Source organism: Kaistella sp. (genome assembly GCF_049588135.1).
GTDB lineage: Bacteria > Bacteroidota > Bacteroidia > Flavobacteriales > Weeksellaceae > Kaistella.
Map to the genome: position 1 here is coordinate 1 of NZ_JBAVFG010000038.1, position 18684 is coordinate 18684.

19 protein-coding genes are annotated in these 18684 nt (G+C 35.3%); 13 read left to right on the plus strand and 6 right to left on the minus strand.

Annotated elements, in window-relative coordinates:
• Positions 1-361: 361 nt before the first annotated feature.
• A complete protein-coding gene (locus WBY99_RS01995) occupies positions 362-550 on the plus strand; it encodes a hypothetical protein (RefSeq protein WP_423974675.1) in 189 nt (62 codons plus the stop codon).
• Positions 551-625: 75 nt separating this feature from the next.
• Here the strand turns inward: WBY99_RS01995 and clpB are convergent, their stop codons facing one another.
• A complete protein-coding gene (gene clpB / locus WBY99_RS02000; protein ID WP_423974676.1) occupies positions 626-3217 on the minus strand; it encodes an ATP-dependent chaperone ClpB in 2592 nt (863 codons plus the stop codon).
• A 333-nt stretch (positions 3218-3550) separates the two neighbouring features.
• Between clpB and WBY99_RS02005 the strand changes: the two genes are divergently transcribed.
• The 9 genes from WBY99_RS02005 to pyk all read left to right on the plus strand — a co-directional run bounded on the left by WBY99_RS02005 (position 3551) and on the right by pyk (position 11470).
• On the plus strand, positions 3551-4639 hold the full coding sequence (locus WBY99_RS02005) for an FAD-binding oxidoreductase (RefSeq protein WP_423974677.1): 1089 nt from the start codon (positions 3551-3553) through the stop codon (positions 4637-4639).
• A gap of 27 nt (positions 4640-4666) precedes the next feature.
• On the plus strand, positions 4667-4924 hold the full coding sequence (locus WBY99_RS02010; protein ID WP_423974678.1) for a hypothetical protein: 258 nt from the start codon (positions 4667-4669) through the stop codon (positions 4922-4924).
• Positions 4925-4954: 30 nt separating this feature from the next.
• The gene (gene paaA, locus WBY99_RS02015; RefSeq protein ID WP_423974679.1) at positions 4955-5887 is read left to right on the plus strand and encodes a 1,2-phenylacetyl-CoA epoxidase subunit PaaA; all 933 of its coding nucleotides are present in this window, start codon (positions 4955-4957) and stop codon (positions 5885-5887) included.
• 145 nt (positions 5888-6032) lie between these two features.
• Entirely contained in the window at positions 6033-6956 is a 924-nt protein-coding gene (gene hutG / locus WBY99_RS02020; RefSeq protein WP_423974680.1) for a formimidoylglutamase, read from the plus strand.
• Between the two features lie 341 nt (positions 6957-7297).
• Positions 7298-7537, plus strand: a complete 240-nt coding sequence (locus tag WBY99_RS02025) for an acyl carrier protein (protein ID WP_034760617.1) — start codon at positions 7298-7300, stop codon at positions 7535-7537.
• Positions 7538-7562: 25 nt separating this feature from the next.
• On the plus strand, positions 7563-8807 hold the full coding sequence (gene fabF / locus WBY99_RS02030) for a beta-ketoacyl-ACP synthase II (RefSeq protein ID WP_423974681.1): 1245 nt from the start codon (positions 7563-7565) through the stop codon (positions 8805-8807).
• A 15-nt stretch (positions 8808-8822) separates the two neighbouring features.
• A complete protein-coding gene (rnc, locus tag WBY99_RS02035) occupies positions 8823-9593 on the plus strand; it encodes a ribonuclease III (protein ID WP_423974682.1) in 771 nt (256 codons plus the stop codon).
• Positions 9562-10032 carry an IPExxxVDY family protein gene (locus WBY99_RS02040; protein WP_423974683.1) on the plus strand — a complete coding sequence of 157 codons (471 nt, stop codon included), beginning with the start codon at positions 9562-9564 and terminating at the stop codon, positions 10030-10032. Before rnc ends, WBY99_RS02040 begins: the two co-directional genes overlap by 32 nt.
• Positions 10025-11470 (plus strand): pyruvate kinase, encoded by a 1446-nt coding sequence (gene pyk, locus WBY99_RS02045; protein WP_423974684.1) that lies wholly within the window; start codon positions 10025-10027, stop codon positions 11468-11470. Before WBY99_RS02040 ends, pyk begins: the two co-directional genes overlap by 8 nt.
• 314 nt (positions 11471-11784) lie before the next feature.
• Here pyk and groL read toward each other — a convergent pair whose 3' ends face one another.
• The 4 genes from groL to WBY99_RS02065 form a co-directional block, all read right to left on the minus strand.
• Positions 11785-13407, minus strand: coding sequence for a chaperonin GroEL (gene groL / locus WBY99_RS02050; protein ID WP_423974685.1), 1623 nt, complete (start codon positions 13405-13407; stop codon positions 11785-11787).
• A 75-nt stretch (positions 13408-13482) separates the two neighbouring features.
• Positions 13483-13761 carry a co-chaperone GroES gene (locus WBY99_RS02055; protein WP_423974686.1) on the minus strand — a complete coding sequence of 93 codons (279 nt, stop codon included), beginning with the start codon at positions 13759-13761 and terminating at the stop codon, positions 13483-13485.
• A 188-nt stretch (positions 13762-13949) separates the two neighbouring features.
• Positions 13950-16322, minus strand: a complete 2373-nt coding sequence (locus WBY99_RS02060; RefSeq protein ID WP_423974687.1) for a M1 family metallopeptidase — start codon at positions 16320-16322, stop codon at positions 13950-13952.
• An 83-nt stretch (positions 16323-16405) separates the two neighbouring features.
• Entirely contained in the window at positions 16406-16984 is a 579-nt protein-coding gene (locus WBY99_RS02065; RefSeq protein ID WP_423974688.1) for a HupE/UreJ family protein, read from the minus strand.
• A gap of 68 nt (positions 16985-17052) precedes the next feature.
• Here WBY99_RS02065 and WBY99_RS02070 point away from each other — a divergent pair, with 68 nt between their 5' ends.
• From WBY99_RS02070 to WBY99_RS02080, 3 genes are read left to right on the plus strand one after another with little or no spacing between them, the layout of a single operon-like run.
• The gene (locus tag WBY99_RS02070) at positions 17053-17301 is read left to right on the plus strand and encodes a hypothetical protein (RefSeq protein WP_423974689.1); all 249 of its coding nucleotides are present in this window, start codon (positions 17053-17055) and stop codon (positions 17299-17301) included.
• Complete coding sequence (locus tag WBY99_RS02075) at positions 17277-17579, plus strand: hypothetical protein (protein WP_423974690.1); 303 nt, start codon at positions 17277-17279, stop codon at positions 17577-17579. The genes WBY99_RS02070 and WBY99_RS02075 overlap by 25 nt, the downstream gene beginning before the upstream one ends.
• Before the next feature lie 5 nt (positions 17580-17584).
• Entirely contained in the window at positions 17585-18085 is a 501-nt protein-coding gene (locus WBY99_RS02080) for a DUF6702 family protein (RefSeq protein ID WP_423974691.1), read from the plus strand.
• Here the strand turns inward: WBY99_RS02080 and WBY99_RS02085 are convergent.
• Positions 18082-18660: an ACP phosphodiesterase gene (locus WBY99_RS02085; RefSeq protein ID WP_423974692.1), complete on the minus strand. Its 579-nt coding sequence runs from the start codon at positions 18658-18660 to the stop codon at positions 18082-18084. The genes WBY99_RS02080 and WBY99_RS02085 overlap by 4 nt on opposite strands.
• Between the last annotated feature and the right edge of the window lie 24 nt (positions 18661-18684).

Genomic DNA, 18684 nt, shown 5'->3' on the forward strand with positions numbered 1-18684 from the left:
ATTCAATGCTTGTACAAGCATTGAATACTGCAAATATTGCTCTTATTTTTTAGATAGCAAAATTTTATTCATGATATTTTTATGTTTTTATAGATGAGTATTATATTGAAAAAAATGGATCCGCTGATTGTTCAACGAATCCAAAAACACAAATGATGAAAAAAAATTTTCAATAACATTGATACAAAAACCTTGCCATTAAATGATAAAAAAAGCTAAACTTATTTTCATAAAACAATGATAAACAATTATTTAAACTCATTTTTACATATACTATATTGAATCATAACATCCAAATTTACTCTGGAAAACACAGTTCGAAACCGTTTCCTCTTAGCGATTCTATTTTGATATGAGAGTCGTGAACGAAATATTTGCGCAATCTGCTGATAAAAACAAAATCGGGAAATTGAGATTTCGTTTCAGAATCATTTTGACTAAAGAGAAGTCATTGATAGTGGGCATCATTCCTTTAAAATACAACTTCGGAAACCAATCTCTTAAAGAAACAAAATCAATTAAAAAAGCCAATGAACAAGGCAGAATGTAAAACTTTAAACCAAAAAACTCTCCCAGAAAAAGGAAGAGTTTTTATTGTTGAAAAATTTAAATTGTTGTATTATAATTATTCCGTTGGACGAAAAACCAAACCGCTTTCATCGAAATAATCGAGGGTGATTCGGTCGCCATCATTTATTTTTCCGGCAAGAATTTCCTTTGAAAGTTCATTGAGAACCTCCTGCTGAAGAACTCTTTTTAAGGGTCTTGCACCAAACGCAGGATCATAACCTTTGTTCATTACATATTCCACAGCATCATCGGTCGCAGTGATGATAATGCCTCTTTTCTCCAACATTCTGTTAAAATCCTGCAATTGATAATGTACGATTTTCCCAATTTCTTTTCTATTTAAAGGCTGAAATAAAACGATTTCGTCAATTCTGTTGATGAATTCGGGTCTTAATGTTTGTTTAAGCAGTTCGAAAACCTCTTCTTTTGTTTTAGCCACGATTTCCTCTACATTACTGTCTGTAATATTTTCAAAATTTTCCATGATTAATGGTGATCCTAAATTGGAAGTCATGATAACAATTGAGTTTTTAAAATTCACGACTCTTCCTTTATTATCCGTTAATCTACCATCATCCAAAACCTGAAGTAAAGTGTTGAAAACATCAGGATGCGCTTTTTCAATTTCATCTAAAAGCACGACGGAATAAGGTCTTCTTCGAACAGCTTCTGTTAATTGCCCACCTTCATCATAACCGACATATCCTGGAGGCGCACCGACTAATCTCGAAACAGAATGTCTTTCCTGATATTCACTCATATCAATTCTCGTCATATTATTTTCGTCATCGAATAAATATTCTGCGAGCGCTTTTGCCAATTCGGTTTTTCCGACTCCTGTTGTTCCAAGGAATAAAAAACTGCCGATCGGCTTTTTCTCGTCATTCAATCCTGCACGATTTCGTCTAATCGCGTTCGCAACTGATTCTATGGCTTCATCCTGCCCAACTACTCTTTTGTGCAACTCATCTTCGAGATGCAATAGCTTTTCTCTTTCAGATTGTAAAAGTTTGGTAACCGGAATTCCTGTCCATTTTGAAATAACTTCCGATATATTTTCTGCCGTCACTTCTTCTTTAATTAATTCATTCTGATTATTCTGCATCTCAAGTTCAAGCTTCTGTAAATCAGCTTCTTTTTCTTTAATTTTGCCATATTGAATTTCGGCAACTTTAGCATAATCTCCAGCTCTTGAAGCTCTTTCAGCTTCTAACTTCAATGCTTCAATATCTTTTTTAATAGAAGTTAAATCCTCAGATTTTTGTTTTTCTTTCAACCATTTCGCATTGATTTCATTTCGCTCCTCAGCAACTTTAGAAATGTCTTCTTTTAAATGACCTACTCTAATATCATTTCCTTCCCTTGAAATCGCAGCAAGTTCAATTTCCATCTGCATCAGTTTACGATCCAGAACATCCAGTGATTCAGGTTTTGAATTGATTTCCATTCTTAATTTTGCAGAAGCTTCATCAATTAAATCAATCGCTTTATCTGGCAAAAATCGGTCGGAAATATAGCGCTGAGACTGTTCTACCGCAGCAATTATCGCTTCGTCTTTTATTCGAACTTTATGGTGAGATTCATATTTATCTTTAATTCCACGCAAAATAGAAATCGCCGATTCGGTATCTGGTTCTTCTACCATCACTTTCTGGAAACGCCTTTCTAAAGCTTTATCTTTTTCAAAATATTTTTGATATTCATTTAAAGTGGTTGCGCCAATCGCACGAAGCTCACCTCGTGCTAAAGCTGGTTTCAAAATATTTGCAGCATCCATCGCACCTTCTCCACCGCCCGCTCCAACCAAAGTATGGATTTCATCAATGAAAAGAATAATTTGACCATCTGATTTAATCACTTCATTGATCACCGATTTCAATCTTTCTTCGAATTCTCCTTTGTATTTTGCACCAGCGATCAAAGCTCCCATATCTAGCGAAAACAGAGTTTTATCCTGTAAATTTTCGGGAATATCACCGGAAATAATTCGGTGCGCAATTCCTTCTGCAATCGCAGTTTTCCCAACGCCGGGTTCGCCAATTAAAATTGGATTATTTTTGGTTCTTCTGGAAAGAATCTGCAAAACCCTACGAATTTCTTCATCTCTTCCGATAACGGGATCGAGCTTTCCTTCAGCGGCGAGTTCATTGAAATTTTTAGCGTATTTATTTAATGATTGATAAGTTTCTTCCGAGCTTGCAGAAGTTGCTTTCGAACCTTTTCTAAGTTCTTTGATGGCAGTTTCTAAACCACTTTTAGTAATACCCATATCTTTGAGCATTTTAGAAACATCAGAATTTACATCGAGAAGAGAAAGCCAAAAATGTTCGATCGTCACATATTCATCGCCCATTTTTTTGGCGATATTCGGAGCGTCGAGCAAAATCTTGTTGGTAGATTGCGAAAGATAAATATTTCCACCTTCCACTTTCGGGAGTTTTTCGATATTCTCGCGATTCCTTTCTCTTACTAAATTGAGCTCTGCTTCTGATTTCTTTAATAAAAATTCAGAAATATTTTCATCAATTTGGAAAATTCCTTCCAATAAATGTTGTGGTTCAATACTTTGATTGCCAAATTCCATCGCAATTTGTTGTGCTTTCTGGATGGCTTCTTGTGATTTTACGGTATATTGATCTAAGTTCATAATGGTAATTTTTAATTTTCAGAAACAGAAAGAATCCATAACTTCTTACGAATTCTTACTATTCCTATTCAATCATTATTTAATTCTAAATTCTGTTCGGCAAAAACCATTCTATTCATTATAATTAAATAAAATCGGTCAAAATTTCCGAATTCAATAATTACAAACACTGTTGATAAGTCAAAGTTTCCGATTTAGAGAGAAATAGCTGTATTTAAATCGGCGATTTTTAACTTTAATTAAAAAAGTGAATGAAATAAACAAGCCATTTTTATACGTTTCAAAAAATAAGTATATTTGTTGAACTCACTTTTACTGAGATTTTAAAATATTATGCATCATTTTCATCAACTAAAAGCAACTAAAGTATCACGGGAAACCAATGATTGCGTACATATCGCATTCGAAATTCCAGAGAACTTAAAACATGAATTTTCTTTTAAACAAGGACAGTATCTGAATGTAAGATTTGTTTTTGGGGAAGAAGATTTGCGCAGAAGTTATTCTATCATCAATGCACCGAGCGAAGAAAACGCTGATTTGGAAATCTTGGTAAAACATTTGGAACAGGGAAAAGTTTCGACTTATCTTAATCACGAACTCAAAGTGGGTGATTTAGTAGAAGTAATGGCACCTTCCGGACATTTTCATACGCATTATCATGTTTCGAATGAAAAAACTTACGTTGGTCTTGCTGCCGGAAGCGGAATTTCGCCAGTTTTATCAAATATCAAAGAAGCTCTTTATCAGGAACCAAAAAGCAAAGCCTATTTATTTTTCAGCAATAAAAGCTTTATTGATATTATCTTTAAAAAAGAAATTGATGATTTAGTAGAAAAATTCGAAGGAAGATTAAAAGTAATTTTCTTGTTATCAAGAGAAAAACATTTCGAAGACGAACTTTTTGAAGGAAGAATTTCTGCGGAGAAACTTGGTCTTTTACTCCAAAGATTCGATGATATTCCGGTTCAGGAATCTACTTATTTTATTTGTGGCCCTTCGGAAATGATTAAAGGAGTTTCTGATTATCTGAAAAAAGAACAGAAAGTCCCGTCGCTTCAAATCATGTATGAATATTACGCTGCGCCTGATGAAGAAGGAAATGCAGAAATGAGCGACGAGTTCAAAGCGATTCCGAATCTGGAAAGTATGGTGACTTTAATTATTGATGATGATGAATATTCGTTTCACCTTAATTCAAAGAAAAACAGTATTTTAGACCAGGCTTTAGCCGATAAACTTCCGGTTCCGTTTGCTTGCAAAGGCGGTGTTTGCTGCACTTGCAAAGCTCAGGTGATGGAAGGAGAAGTATTTATGGAGAAAAACTTCGCGCTCACTGAAGATGAAGTTGCGCGTGGTTTTGTATTGACTTGTCAGTGTCACCCGACGACGAATGTGGTGATGTTGAATTACGACGTATAATTTGTTTAATTTTAAAAACTAACAATCATGATCAACTGGAATTTTGCTTCCTTAATCGAAGAAGAAAAAGAGTTTAAAATCGAAGGAATTAATATTTGGAACCATTCCTGGCATTGCGCCGATCGAAAAATAGAAGTGATCGGTCCGCTAAGTGGTAACCCTTACCTCTTTAATCAATATGAAATTAGAAGTCCTGAGAAAACAATCACTTTTGTGGTTGGTGAATTTTCTGAAGGAAGAATGGGACTTTACCTGCCAGAAGAAGACGCGATCAATACGCAGTAAACAGGTAATTTTAATTAAAATAAAATTCTCATGAATCAAGAAAAATTTTTAAAATACGTACAAGCCGAAAATAAAGTAGAACCAAAAGATGTAATGCCCGATGATTACAGAAAATTATTGGTTAGACAAATTTCGCAACACGCCCATTCCGAAATCGTAGGAATGTTGCCAGAAGCCAATTGGATTTCTCGTGCGCCAACTTTAAGAAGAAAAATGGCACTTTTAGCCAAAATTCAAGATGAAGCTGGTCATGGACTTTATTTATATGCGGCAACTGAAACTTTGAACAACGGAGAAATCGCTGCCGACCGAGATTCTACTTATAATGATATGCTTTCCGGAAAAGCTAAATATTCGAGTATTTTCAATTATCCTGCGCTTTCCTGGGCAGATATTGGCGCAATTGGTTGGCTCGTTGACGGTGCTGCGATTATGAACCAAGTCATGTTGATGGGAAATTCTTACGGGCCATATTCACGAGCAATGGTGAGAATTTGCAAGGAAGAATCTTTCCACCAAAGACAAGGTTACGAAATTTTGATGACGCTTTGCCGCGGAACAAAAGAACAAAAAGATTTGGCACAAGAAGCATTAAACCGTTTTTGGTGGCCCGCTTTGATGATGTTTGGTCCGAATGATGCCGATTCTCCGAATTCTCAAAAATCAATGAATTACCGAGTAAAACGGGAAAGCAATGATGATTTGCGTCAAAGATTTGTAGATGTGACGGTTTCTCAGGCAGAATTTTTAGGCTTAAAAATTCCCGATGAAAATTTAAAATGGAACGAAGAAACCCAACATTACGATTTCGGCGAATTGCCCTGGGATGAATTTATGGAAGTCTTGAAAGGAAACGGACCTTGCAACAAAAAACGTTTGGAAACAAAAAGAAAAGCACAAAAAGAACATTCTTGGGTGAAAGATGCGGCGATGGCGTTTGCGGGAAATAATGTAACAATATAACAAACTATTAATTTACCAATCTTGATAATTTATAGTTTGTCAAAATTCATCAAAAAAAATTCCCCAAACCCTAAAGGGATTTTTTTTGATGAATTTTTCAAGTAATTTTCCCATTATTAAATTGATACATTGTTAAATTAAATTTATGATTTGGACAGGACGTTTCGACGGAGAAGAAGCTTTATACCACCGGATTTTTCAAAGAGTTTCTTTGGAAAACAATTACGATAATATTTCGGAAAACGATTTTGTTTTGCACGGTTTTGCTGTGGATGAAGGCGTGAAAAGAAACAAAGGAAGAGTCGGCGCAAAAGACGCTCCTGATATTATTAGAAAAAACATTTCGAATTTCCCTGTTGTAAATCCTGATTTTAATTTAAAAGATTTTGGAAACATTTCTTGTAACGACGAAGATTTAGAAAAAACCCAAAACGAACTTGCGAATAAAGTTGCCGAAGTTTTAAAAAGAAAAGGAAAATCAATCGTTTTTGGTGGCGGACATGAAGTGATGTTTGCGCATTATTCTGGAATTAAAAAAGCTTTTCCCAATCAAAAAATCGGAATCATTAATATAGATGCGCATTTCGATAATCGGGAAATCGACCCAAATATTGGCGCAAGTTCAGGAACAGGTTTTTGGCAAATTGCGCAGGAAGAACAAATTCATTCTTTACATATCGGAATTCAAAAAAACTCAAACACTTTAAAATTATTTGATACTGCGCATCAATATGCGATGAAATATATTTTGGCTGATGAACTTTTTTTTGAAAACCTACCAAATATTTACCAAAAAATCGATATATTTTTAGAAGAAATTGATGTTTTATATCTTACAATTTGCATGGATGTTTTCAATGCTTCTATTGCGCCCGGTGTTTCGGCTTTGGCGTATAATGGGATTTTTGCCGACCCTACTTTTATGCATTTCTTCAAACACGTTTTGAGTTTCGAAAAATTAATCGCCATGGATGTCGCCGAGGTAAACCCTCTTTATGACAATAATGAAATCACTGCAAGATTAGCAGCTTCTTTAATAAATGAATGGTTTATATTGATTAAAACTTAGTTTTGTCATTTATTATTATAAGCAATTTACTTTTTCGCTTTTTGTATGAAATAACAGATCTCTATCCGTCTTCCAAAAAGTAAAAAAATATAATTTTCGCAACGTATTGATTTTATATTTTTAACTGATTGTCTTTCAATTCTTCAAAAATATTAGCACAAAAAAAACCTCGCTTTTTACGATAATAATATTATATTAGCGTTGTGTTATTAGAATGGATATAAGTTCAGTCAATATTAAATTTCATTTCATTCAATATTTAAATTTTGGTAAAAAAAGTTTAAATGATAAAGAATTTTATATCTTTGCAGCCACTAACAATTAATTAAAAACAATTTACTATGTCAGACATTGCATCAAGAGTAAAAGCTATCATCGCTGATAAACTCGACGTTGAAGAAACAGAAGTAACTCAAGAAGCTAGCTTCACTAACGATTTAGGAGCTGATTCTTTGGATACTGTAGAATTAATCATGGAATTCGAAAAAGAATTTAACATTCAGATTCCTGATGATCAAGCAGAAAAAATCACTACGGTAGGACACGCTATTGCTTACATTGAAGAAGTAGTGAATAAATAATATTCTATCAACAAAGAAAAAATTTATGGAATTAAAAAGAGTAGTTGTAACCGGCTTTGGCGCGATTACGCCTGTTGGAAAAAACGTTAAGGAATACTGGGAAAGCCTTGTAAAAGGTGAGAGCGGAGCCGCTCCTATTACTCTTTTTGATGCCTCAAAGTTCAAAACCAAATTCGCGTGCGAAGTCAAAAACTTCGATCCATTAGAACATTTCGATAAGAAAGAAGCTAAAAAAATGGATAGAAATACTCAGTTAGGTATCGTTGCAGCCAGAGAAGCCGTGGAACATTCTGGGGTTATTTCAGACAACTTGGATAAAAACAGAGTTGGTGTTATTTGGGGTTCTGGAATTGGTGGTTTAGAAACTTTCGAAAAAGAAGTTTTAGGCTGGGCAAATACAGAAATCCCTCGCTTTAATCCTTTCTTTATTCCGAAAATGATTGCCGATATCACTGGCGGTCAAATTTCTATAGAATATGGCTTCCATGGTCCAAACTACACAACGGTTTCTGCTTGTGCTTCATCTGCAAATGCCCTTATCGATTCCAAAATGCTGATTCAATTAGGAAAAGCTGATGTAATCGTATGCGGAGGATCTGAAGCTGCAGTTACTGCAAGTGGCGTTGGTGGATTCAATGCAATGATGGCACTTTCAACAAGAAACGACGATCCTAAAACTGCATCAAGACCATTTGATAAAGATCGAGATGGATTTGTCCTTGGTGAAGGAGCTGGCTGTATTATTTTGGAAGAATATGAGCATGCGGTAAAACGTGGTGCAACAATTTATGCTGAACTAAAAGGCGGCGGAATGAGTGCAGATGCCTATCACATGACGGCACCGCATCCTGAAGGCTTAGGCGCTTATCTCGTAATGAAAAATTGTTTAGAAGACGCAGGCATTACTGCCGACGAAGTAGATCACATCAATATGCATGGGACATCTACTCCATTGGGAGACATTGCTGAATCTAATGCGATTTCAAAATTATTGGGAGAACACGCTTATGACATTCAAATTAACTCTACCAAATCGATGACCGGTCATTTGCTTGGCGCAGCGGGAGTTATTGAAGCGATTGCAGCAATACATACTATTATTCACAACATTGTCCCACCTACCATCAATCACTTTACTGATGATGAAAGAATTGACAGCAGATTGAATTTTACATTTAATCATGCCGTAAAAAAAGAAGTGAAAGTTGCGATGAGTAATACTTTCGGTTTCGGCGGACATAACGCTTGTGTACTCTTTACCAAAATTTAAGACCCTAAAAACTCTATGGAGTTAAAGAAATACATTTCTAAATTCCTAGCAAAAAGAAAGAAAAATCTATCGGAGAAGGACTATTATTTAAGCAACGAAATATCCAAAATCACTGGTTATTCCGTTCAGGATATTAATCTCTACCGAGAAGCATTTTCTTTAAAAACATCATCTAAACACAAGCAAACCAAAAACTATGAACGTCTTGAGTTCTTAGGAGATTCTGTGCTGGGAACTATTATTTCCTGCCATCTTTTTGCGACTTATCCTGATGCTAATGAAGGATATCTCACCCAGATGAAATCAAAAATCGTCAATAGGAAAAACCTTAATAAATTAGGGAATGAACTTTCTTTGACTAAATTTTTGCAAAATGAATCTAGCACATCGCTCAGTGAAAATATCGCTGGGAATCTTTTTGAAGCCTTAGTTGGAGCGATTTATCTTGACCAAGATTATGACACCTGCAGAAAAATAATCCTCGATCGCTTGTTAACACCTACCGCAATTAATCAACTTGAAAACAAAATTATAAGTTATAAAGGGTTATTATTGGAATGGAGTCAAAAGAAAAAAGTCGCGATTAGATATGAAACTTTAGAAGAAATTCAACCCAATAAAAATTTCGTTTTTCGAACTCATGTTTGGCTAGATAATGAGAAAATTTCAAATGCTACTGAAACTTCCAAGAAAAAAGCAGAAGAAAAAGCAGCACAAAGAGCGTTCTATATTTTAAATAAAAAACAAAGTATTCTTGAAAACCCAAAAGTTCACGCTAGAGATTGATGAGGACGATGAAATTACCTTAGGTCTGGTTCGTCTTGTAAAAGAAGTTCCCGATTATGAACTTTTTCATCATCTTAATGTATTGAACCCTTTCAAGTTTACCCGAATTACAGATTTAATTTATCACGGAAAACATTACGATCATTATTTCCCAAGGTTTCAGTCTTTTCATCACGACACGAAAATCTGCATTCTCTTTATTGCAAATCACTCGAGTCATAGTATTCAAAAAAGCAGCCCAATCGAACTATTTAATACAGAGACGGATACGAAATGTTTATTAGAGAATTATCCAGATGTTAACTACCTCATTACGACTTCGGAACCATTTGACGATTTTTCACTAATTTTGCTGCCTGAAAACCTGATGTTTCAAATTCAAGATTTTCAATTAAGCCCTATCGAGGAGCTTTATCAATTAATTCAATATTATGAATAAATATATTAAAAAAACAAAAATCATCGCAACACTTGGTCCAGCTTCTTCTGACAAAGAAACGATGATGCAACTGGTTCAAGCCGGTGTAGATATCTTCAGAATAAATTTTTCTCATGCTGATTACGATATTGTAAAAAAGCATGTAGAAACAATCCGCGAAATTAATCAGGAACTAGGACAATCAGTCGGGATTTTAGGAGACTTACAAGGTCCTAAACTTCGTGTTGGTGTAGTAAAAGAAGGCTCGTATTTGAATCCTGGTGATATCCTAACCTTTACCAATGAAAATATAGAAGGAGATTCTGAGAGGGTTTATATGACTTATCAGAAATTTCCACAAGATGTAAAAGTTGGTGAAAGAATTTTGATTGATGATGGGAAACTCGTGCTAGAAGTAACCGAAACTAATAATCTAGACACTGTAAAAGCAAAGACCATTCAAGGTGGGCCTTTAAGTTCAAAAAAAGGCGTCAATCTTCCTAATACCAATGTTTCGCTTCCAGCCTTAACAGAAAAAGATATTGAAGATGCGAATTTTATTCTGGATTTAGAATTGGATTGGATCGCTTTATCTTTTGTTCGTCATGCTCAAGATATTATCGATCTAAAGGAAATTATTAAAAACCATCCAACCAATAAACAGAAAACACCAATTATTGCAAAAATTGAAAAGCCAGAAGGGGTCAAAAATATCGATGAGATTCTTTTGGAATGCGATGGCATAATGGTTGCCCGAGGTGATTTAGGTGTAGAAGTTCCGATGGAAGAAGTTCCTGCAATTCAAAAAAATCTAGTAGAGAAAGCTCGTAAATATTCGAAACCGGTGATTATCGCAACTCAGATGATGGAAACCATGATTACGAGTTTAACACCAACTAGAGCCGAAGTAAACGATGTTGCAAACTCGGTATTAGATGGCGCTGATGCGGTTATGCTTTCTGGAGAAACTTCCGTAGGTCGTTATCCTGTTGATGTTGTTAAAAATATGGCGAAGATTGTTAAAAATATTGAACAAACTCATTTTTACAGAACTAAAAATTCGCCTATTGAACATGACTTCGATTGCATCGACGAACGTTTCATTACGAACAGAGTTTGCCTTGCCGCAGTGCGAATTGCGAAAACAACCAATGTGGAAGCGATTATTACACTCACCTATTCGGGTTACACAGCTTTCCAAATCTCGGCGCACCGTCCGAATTCAAACATCATTGTTTTCAGTTCTAACAAACGGGTTATTACGATGTTGAATTTATTATGGGGAGTTCGTGCATTTTATTACGATATGCAAAAATCAACCGATGAAACAATCATTCAGGTGAATATGTTGGCTCACACTTATGGTTATGTGGAACAAGGCGATTTCGTATTGAACCTCAATGCAACACCAGCTTACGAAGATGGAAAAACAAATACTTTGAGGCTGACGACCATTTAAGAAACAAGATTTAATAAGCATTGTTAGAGCTTAGAACCCTAACAATGTTTTTATAAATTATAGCACTTCTATCGAAGTGCTTTTTTTTGCAACAAATTATAACTCAAAAAAATCCGTTCAAATTGAACGGATCGTTTACTGAAACTTGGTGAAATAAATTTTCTTAAAATAAAGATAGTATTCCTCTGGAACGCCTTTGTGCACTATAATTCCCTACAAAAACATCATTCCTCTGGAATGTAATGCAAAGAAAATCCGCCCAGAAAAATTCTGAACGGATTTATTATGCTAAAAGCTATTGACCAAAAGCCATATTACATCATTCCCGGCATTCCGCCGCCCATTGGCATTGCGGGTTCTGCGCTTTTCACTTCGGTGATCACACACTCGGTTGTTAGCAACATACCAGAAACTGAAGCTGCGTTTTCTAAAGCTACACGAACCACTTTCGTAGGGTCGATGATTCCTGCTTCAAACATATTTACAAATTCATCGGTTTTTGCATTGAATCCGAAATCTGCACTTCCTTCCGAAACTTTCGCAACGATTACAGATCCTTCACCGCCTGCATTAGCAACGATTTGCCTTAAAGGTTCTTCGATTGCTCTTTTCACGATTTTAATTCCAGTAGATTCGTCTTGGTTAATTCCTTCAAAATTCAATGCAGCAATCGCACGAACCAAAGCAACTCCACCACCCGCAACGATTCCTTCTTCAACTGCCGCTCTTGTTGCGTGCAAAGCATCATCAACACGATCTTTTTTCTCTTTCATTTCTACTTCAGAAGCAGCACCAACATAAAGTACAGCAACTCCACCAGCTAATTTCGCTAATCTTTCTTGTAGTTTTTCTTTGTCGTAATCGGAAGTTGTAGATTCCATTTGCGCTTTGATTTGAGCAACTCTTCCTTTGATTTGAGCTTCGTCTCCTGCACCATTTACGATGGTTGTATTATCTTTATCGATAACGATTTTCTCCGCTGTTCCCAACATTTCTAATGTTGCGTTTTCCATGGTGAAACCTCTTTCTTCAGAAATTACAGTTCCGCCAGTTAAAATTGCGATGTCTTCTAACATTGCTTTTCTTCGGTCGCCAAAACCTGGAGCTTTTACCGCTGCGATTTTTAATGAACCTCTTAATTTATTTACTACTAAAGTTGCTAAAGCTTCGCCATCAACTTCTTCAGAAATAATTAATAAAGATTTCCCGGCTTGTGCAACTGGCTCAAGAACTGGTAATAATTCTTTCATTGAAGAGATTTTTTTCTCTACTAAAAGGATATAAGGGTTTTCAAGTTCTGCAATCATTTTTTCAGGATTCGTCACGAAATACGGTGATTGATATCCTCTGTCGAATTGCATTCCTTCCACAACATCCACAGTGGTGTCGGTTCCTTTTGCTTCTTCCACGGTAATTACACCCTCTTTACCAACTTTTCCGAAAGCTTCAGCGATTAAAGTTCCAATCGTATCGTCATTGTTCGCAGAGATCGAAGCAACTTGTTTAATTTTTTCTGAATTGTTCCCAACTTCTTGAGACTGCGTTTTCAGGTTTTCTACAACTGCGATTACCGCTTTGTCGATACCTCTTTTCAAATCCATTGGGTTTGCACCAGCAGCAACGTTTTTCAAACCTTCGCGAACGATTGCTTGAGCAAGAACGGTTGCAGTGGTAGTTCCGTCTCCGGCGATGTCGTTGGTTTTAGAAGCAACTTCTTTCACCATTTGAGCACCCATATTTTCTACTCTGTCTTCGAGTTCGATTTCTTTTGCTACAGAAACTCCGTCTTTGGTAACGTGTGGCGCACCGAAAGATTTTTCGATGACTACGTTTCTTCCTTTTGGACCTAATGTTACTTTAACTGCATTTGCTAATGCATCAACACCTCTTTTTAAAGCGTCTCTTGATTCGATATCGAATTTTATTTCTTTTGCCATATTGTTTTGTTTTTGGCGAATTGCTTTTGGCTTTTGGCTTTAGTAATTCGCAATTATTTTTAACTTATTTTTTGATTATCCTAAGATTCCTAATAAATCAGATTCTTTTACGATCAGATAATCTTTACCATCCAACTTCAATTCAGAACCTGCATATTTTCCGTAAAGAACTTTGTCACCAGCCTTTACGGTGGTTGGCTCATCTATTTTCCCTGGTCCTACAGCAACTACAATTCCTTCTTGTGGTTTTTCTTTCGCGGTATCTGGAATAATAATTCCTGACGCGGTGGTGGTTTCAGCAGCGGTTGGCTCAATAAGAACTCTGTCGGCTAATGGTTTGAAATTTACTGACATAATTATATTTATTTTTTAATTTAATTAGATGTTTTCTTATTGGCTAAAAGTTTGCCAATAATGTTGGATGATGAATGTTAGATGTTGGATGTTAAAATATGGCAGGATTTTATTTTTAATGTGAAATTATGGCAGAAAAAAGTCATCCGATTTTTCGAATGACTTTGTGAATATTGATTTTTACTGAATTAATTCTTTTTTCCCGCCGCTTGCATTGGATTTACTTTTCCTTGCGAAGCACCTCTTGCAGCATCTCCATTTTTCTGTTTGAAAACTTGGAATTTCGATGTTGCTTCTGGAATTTCGCCCCAGAAATTATTCGAAGTATCAATATCTGCAGTTTCTCGCATCGGATCAAGTTGAATTGATTTTAACTTTTTATCGAAATAATAGGTTTTAGAAACTTTCTGTTCGTTTTTTCTCCAGATTTGAGCGGAAGATTTGTCGGTGAGTTTCGTTCCGTCTTCGAAAGTAAACTCAAGAATAATCGGCATCACCAAACCCCCTTTGTTGCTGAAATCGATTTGATACGCATTTATTTTTTGCAATTTCGCTTTGTCTTTTTCCGCAACTTTTTCCATATTATTCACCTTCATTACATATTGTTTTGTGGCATCAACCTTTTCTAGACCACGATTGTATTTCCAATAAAAATCTTGGGTTTCTTTGTCTTTATCGGTATAAAAAGTAATATTTTTATCTTCACGATTTCTGATTTTCGAAATATCTTCGAAATCATTTTGCAAAGGTTTATCAACCGTATAAGTCGTTTCGCGGGATTTCGGAAGCGCATCTAAATCCGCAGAAGCTACTGTTACTTTATCAATTGAAATATCAACAGGGTCGATTCCATAGAACCAGCCACGCCAGAACCAATCGAGGTTTTCGGCACTTGCATCATTCATTGTTCGGAAAAAATCTGCGGGTTCTGGGTGTTTGAAAGCCCATCTCTGAGAATAAGTTTTAAATGCTTTATCGAAAAGCTCACGTCCCATAATCGTTTCACGCAAAATATTTAAACCGGTCGCAGGTTTTGAATAAGCATTCGGACCAAATTGAATGATATTCTCAGAATTCGTCATAATCGGTTCCAACTGATCTTTTGGCAATTTCATATAATCGATGATCGTATGAGCCGGACCTCTTCTTGAAGGGAATTTATTATCCCATTTTTCTTCCGTTAAATATTCCACGAAAGTGTTCAAACCTTCATCCATCCAACTCCATTGTCTTTCGTCTGAATTGATAATCATTGGAAAAAAATTGTGCCCAACTTCATGAATAATTACGCCAATCATTCCATTTTTAATTCCTTCAGAATAAGTGCCGTCTTTTTCGGTTCTTCCGTAATTGAAACAAATCATCGGATATTCCATTCCATTCGCCGCTTCGATGGATTGCGCAACTGGATAAGGATAAGGAATCGTGAATTCAGAATATGTTTTTATCGTGTGAGCAACGGCCTTTGTAGAGAATTTGCGATAAAGATTATAAGCTTCTTTCGGGTACAAACTCATCGCCATCACTTCATTCTTGTTTTCAGGAATAATAACTTTCATGCCGTCCCAAATGAATTTTCGAGAGGAAGTCCATGCGAAATCCCGAACATTTTCCGCTTCGAATTTCCAGATTTTTCTTTCTTTGGATTTATTTTTTTCTGACTTTTTAGCTTCGTCTAAAGTAACAATCTCGATGGGTTCATTTGAATTTTGCGCTTGTTTCCATCTTGCCAATTGTGCAGAAGTAAGAACTTGCTCGAAATTCTTTCCTGCACCAGTTGAAGCAACAATATGATCGGCAGGAACATTCATCGAAACTTTGAAATCACCGAAAGCCAAAGCAAATTCAGCTCTTCCTGTAAATTGGTTATTTTGCCAACCTTTGAAATCACTGTAAACACACATTCTCGGATACCATTGTGTAATCGTATAAAGATCGTTTCCATCTTCCGGAAAGTATTCGTAGCCTCCTCTTCCGCCCATTTTTAAACGGTCAGAGATATTATAGTTCCATTCGATTTTAAATTTAAAAGTTTCGCCTTTTTTAAGAACTTTAGGCAAATCAATTCTCATCATTGTTTTGTTCACAATGTATTTCAACGGATTCCCAAAAGCGTCGGTTACTTTTTCTAAATTCACACCATAACCGTTGTCTTCATTGGGTAAATCGGTCGTTTTCAAATGGTCAGAAGTCGCCATTTTTGGCAACATCGATCCTGAATCATAGCCTGCATTTTTAACTGATGAATGCTCATTTTCATCCAATTGAAGCCACAAATAATCTAAATTATCTGGCGAACTATTATAATAAGTAATGGTTTCGGAACCTTTTAAATTTCTTTTATCTTCATCGAGATATGCGGAAATATCGTAATCGGCACGGTTTTGCCAATAACCTTGTCCTGGCGCACCAGAAGCGGTTCTGTAAACATTTGGTGTTGGTAAAATAGTACCTAATTGTTCAAATTTATTACCGTGATTGCTCTTCGGATTATTCTGAATATCTTGAGCGAAAATCCCCAAAGGAATAAAAAGCGATAAAACGAGCGATTTGAATTTCATGTTATAGAGAGATTTTAAATAAATAGTAATCAAAAGTAAGAATTCGTTACAATAAATGATTTATAAATATAAACTTTAACAATTTAAAACGGCATTCTTTCTAAAGCCATTTTTAAAGAAAGTGCAAAAACACCCGACGAAATGAACAAAACCCAATCTTTCCTGTTGACTCTGAAAAGATTCAGCAAAAGAAATTGCACGATTAAAATTGCGATAACCACAGCGATTTGTCCCAATTCTAACCCGATATTGAAACCCAAAAGCGGAACGAAAATATGCTGCTCTTTTGCCAACATCATTCTCGCAGTATTCGCAAAACCCATCCCGTGAATTAAACCGAAAAACAGTGCGAGAAAATAATTCATTTTCATTAAACTATTGTACTTATTTCTCATTAAAACATTATCCACCGCAGTGATAACAATCGTTAACGGAATGAGAAATTCCACCCACTTTTCTGGAACCCGAACGACATCTAAAACGCTCAATGCCAAAGTAATTGAATGACCAATCGTAAAAGCGGTAACGAGCCACAAGATTTTTTTCCAATCTTTTAGCAAATAAACCGCCACCAAAACCAGCACAAAAAGTTGATGATCGAGCGCATCAAGCGAAATAATATGTTCCCAACCGAGTTTTAAATAGAAAATAAAATCCTGCATTTGTCGTATATTTTTTTTGAAATGCGATGATACAAAATTTATTTTAACTTTGTTTAAAATTTATTGCAATGACTTACACGCTTAAACTTGAAAATAAAGAAGATTTCCAAAAAGTGAAAAAACTTTTGGAGCAAATAAAAGGTGCGAAAGTTTTTGAAAATAAAGAAGATGATTCTTATGAAGACGGCACGCCAAAAGCATTTATTGAACAATTAGAAAAATATGCTGATTCATTGACGGAGGAAGATTATATTTCTTCTGAAGAATTTTTCGCAAACGCAAGAAAGAAAGTATGCGAGTTGTATTCACAGAAATAGCGGAACAAACACAAGAAAAAATAATTGAGTTTCTTGCAAATCAATGGACAGAAAAAGAAATTGCTGTTTTTCTAAATGATGTTGAAAATTTACTTCATGATTTAGAAAACGACAAATTTAGAATGTATCAAAAATACTCGAAAACTATTCGTTCTGCATTAATCGGAAAAAATCATGTGAGGGTATATTTCCAAAAAAACAACAATAGTTTGATTAAAATTCTTCTTTTTTTTGATGTTCGAGAGGATCCTAATAAATTGTTTGATTACATAAAATAAAAATATTGAAAACTTTCTTTTTCCTATTCTCATTCCTCTTTTCACTATCTTTTCAAGCAAAAGAAATCCATCCGTACCATGTTGGTTCTGTTGAATTTAATTATAATCAAAAGTCGAAAACATTTGAAATTTCGGGGAAATTTTTTCTGGATGATTTAGAAAATGCTTTAAAAGAAAAATTCGGCAAAGCGGTTCATTTTAATGATGAAAAATACAAAGCGCAAATTAATGCGTATTTAATTCAATATTGCGAAGAATATTTGAAGCTTAAAGTTGACAATAAATTCCTTAAAATCAATTACATCGGTTTCGAAGAAGACAGCGAATCTGTAGATATTTACTTAGAATCTGAAAAAGTAAATCCTCCGAAAAAAGTAGAAACCGCCGTGAGTTTGCTTTACAATTTATATGATGACCAAATGAATATCATCCACATTATTGTTGACGGAAAGCGGAAAAGCCAAAAACTAAATTATCCCGACCGATATTTGTATCAGAATTTTTAGTTATCGAATTCTGCGTTCACTCTTTTTGCTTCTTCGAGTAGATCTGGAAAAAATCCGTTAAAATGAGTTTGAAGTTGTGGTTTATGATTCATAAAAACATCAAAAACCGGTAAGTTTTTATCTAAATATTTCGCTTTATTCAGCACATTTTGCATTGAAAACTCGATTCCCCAATCTTCTTTGTAATTGTACAACCAATTGTCTTTTTCCATGCGGTCGAGCATTCGTTTGAAATTTTCGGGGAAAAATTTTTCATGTTTTCTTAAAACCTGATATACTTTTTCGGAATGATTTTTCAAAATTTCATCGGGCAAGGAATTTGCCAGAAAATAATCCATCGCCACATCTACAAACGCCCCGGAATACAATCTCACAAGCGGACTGAAAATCTTTTTCGCTTCATGAATTTCGGGATGCGAATCGGTAAAAGTATCGACCGCTCTGTGCAAAGTAATTCCTTCGCCAATTTTTTCGGGGAAAGAAAAACGGTCTTTGTTTCGGATAAAATCTTCCAAAAACTGCCCAACAATTTGTTCGTCGGAAAACGTGAGATAAGAATGTGCGAGGAAATTCATTTTTTATAATTGAACTCAATTATT

Coding starts and splice junctions, on each gene's coding strand:
- pyk (WP_423974684.1), top strand. CDS start 10,025: ATGAATAAATATATTAAAAAAACAAAAATCATCGCAACACTTGGTCCA.
- paaA (WP_423974679.1), top strand. CDS start 4,955: ATGAATCAAGAAAAATTTTTAAAATACGTACAAGCCGAAAATAAAGTA.
- WBY99_RS02070 (WP_423974689.1), top strand. CDS start 17,053: ATGACTTACACGCTTAAACTTGAAAATAAAGAAGATTTCCAAAAAGTG.
- clpB (WP_423974676.1), bottom strand. CDS start 3,217: ATGAACTTAGATCAATATACCGTAAAATCACAAGAAGCCATCCAGAAA.
- WBY99_RS02010 (WP_423974678.1), top strand. CDS start 4,667: ATGATCAACTGGAATTTTGCTTCCTTAATCGAAGAAGAAAAAGAGTTT.
- hutG (WP_423974680.1), top strand. CDS start 6,033: ATGATTTGGACAGGACGTTTCGACGGAGAAGAAGCTTTATACCACCGG.
- WBY99_RS02085 (WP_423974692.1), bottom strand. CDS start 18,660: ATGAATTTCCTCGCACATTCTTATCTCACGTTTTCCGACGAACAAATT.
- groL (WP_423974685.1), bottom strand. CDS start 13,407: ATGGCAAAAGAAATAAAATTCGATATCGAATCAAGAGACGCTTTAAAA.
- WBY99_RS02065 (WP_423974688.1), bottom strand. CDS start 16,984: ATGCAGGATTTTATTTTCTATTTAAAACTCGGTTGGGAACATATTATT.
- WBY99_RS02055 (WP_423974686.1), bottom strand. CDS start 13,761: ATGTCAGTAAATTTCAAACCATTAGCCGACAGAGTTCTTATTGAGCCA.
- WBY99_RS02075 (WP_423974690.1), top strand. CDS start 17,277: ATGCGAGTTGTATTCACAGAAATAGCGGAACAAACACAAGAAAAAATA.
- fabF (WP_423974681.1), top strand. CDS start 7,563: ATGGAATTAAAAAGAGTAGTTGTAACCGGCTTTGGCGCGATTACGCCT.
- WBY99_RS02025 (WP_034760617.1), top strand. CDS start 7,298: ATGTCAGACATTGCATCAAGAGTAAAAGCTATCATCGCTGATAAACTC.
- rnc (WP_423974682.1), top strand. CDS start 8,823: ATGGAGTTAAAGAAATACATTTCTAAATTCCTAGCAAAAAGAAAGAAA.
- WBY99_RS02060 (WP_423974687.1), bottom strand. CDS start 16,322: ATGAAATTCAAATCGCTCGTTTTATCGCTTTTTATTCCTTTGGGGATT.
- WBY99_RS02005 (WP_423974677.1), top strand. CDS start 3,551: ATGCATCATTTTCATCAACTAAAAGCAACTAAAGTATCACGGGAAACC.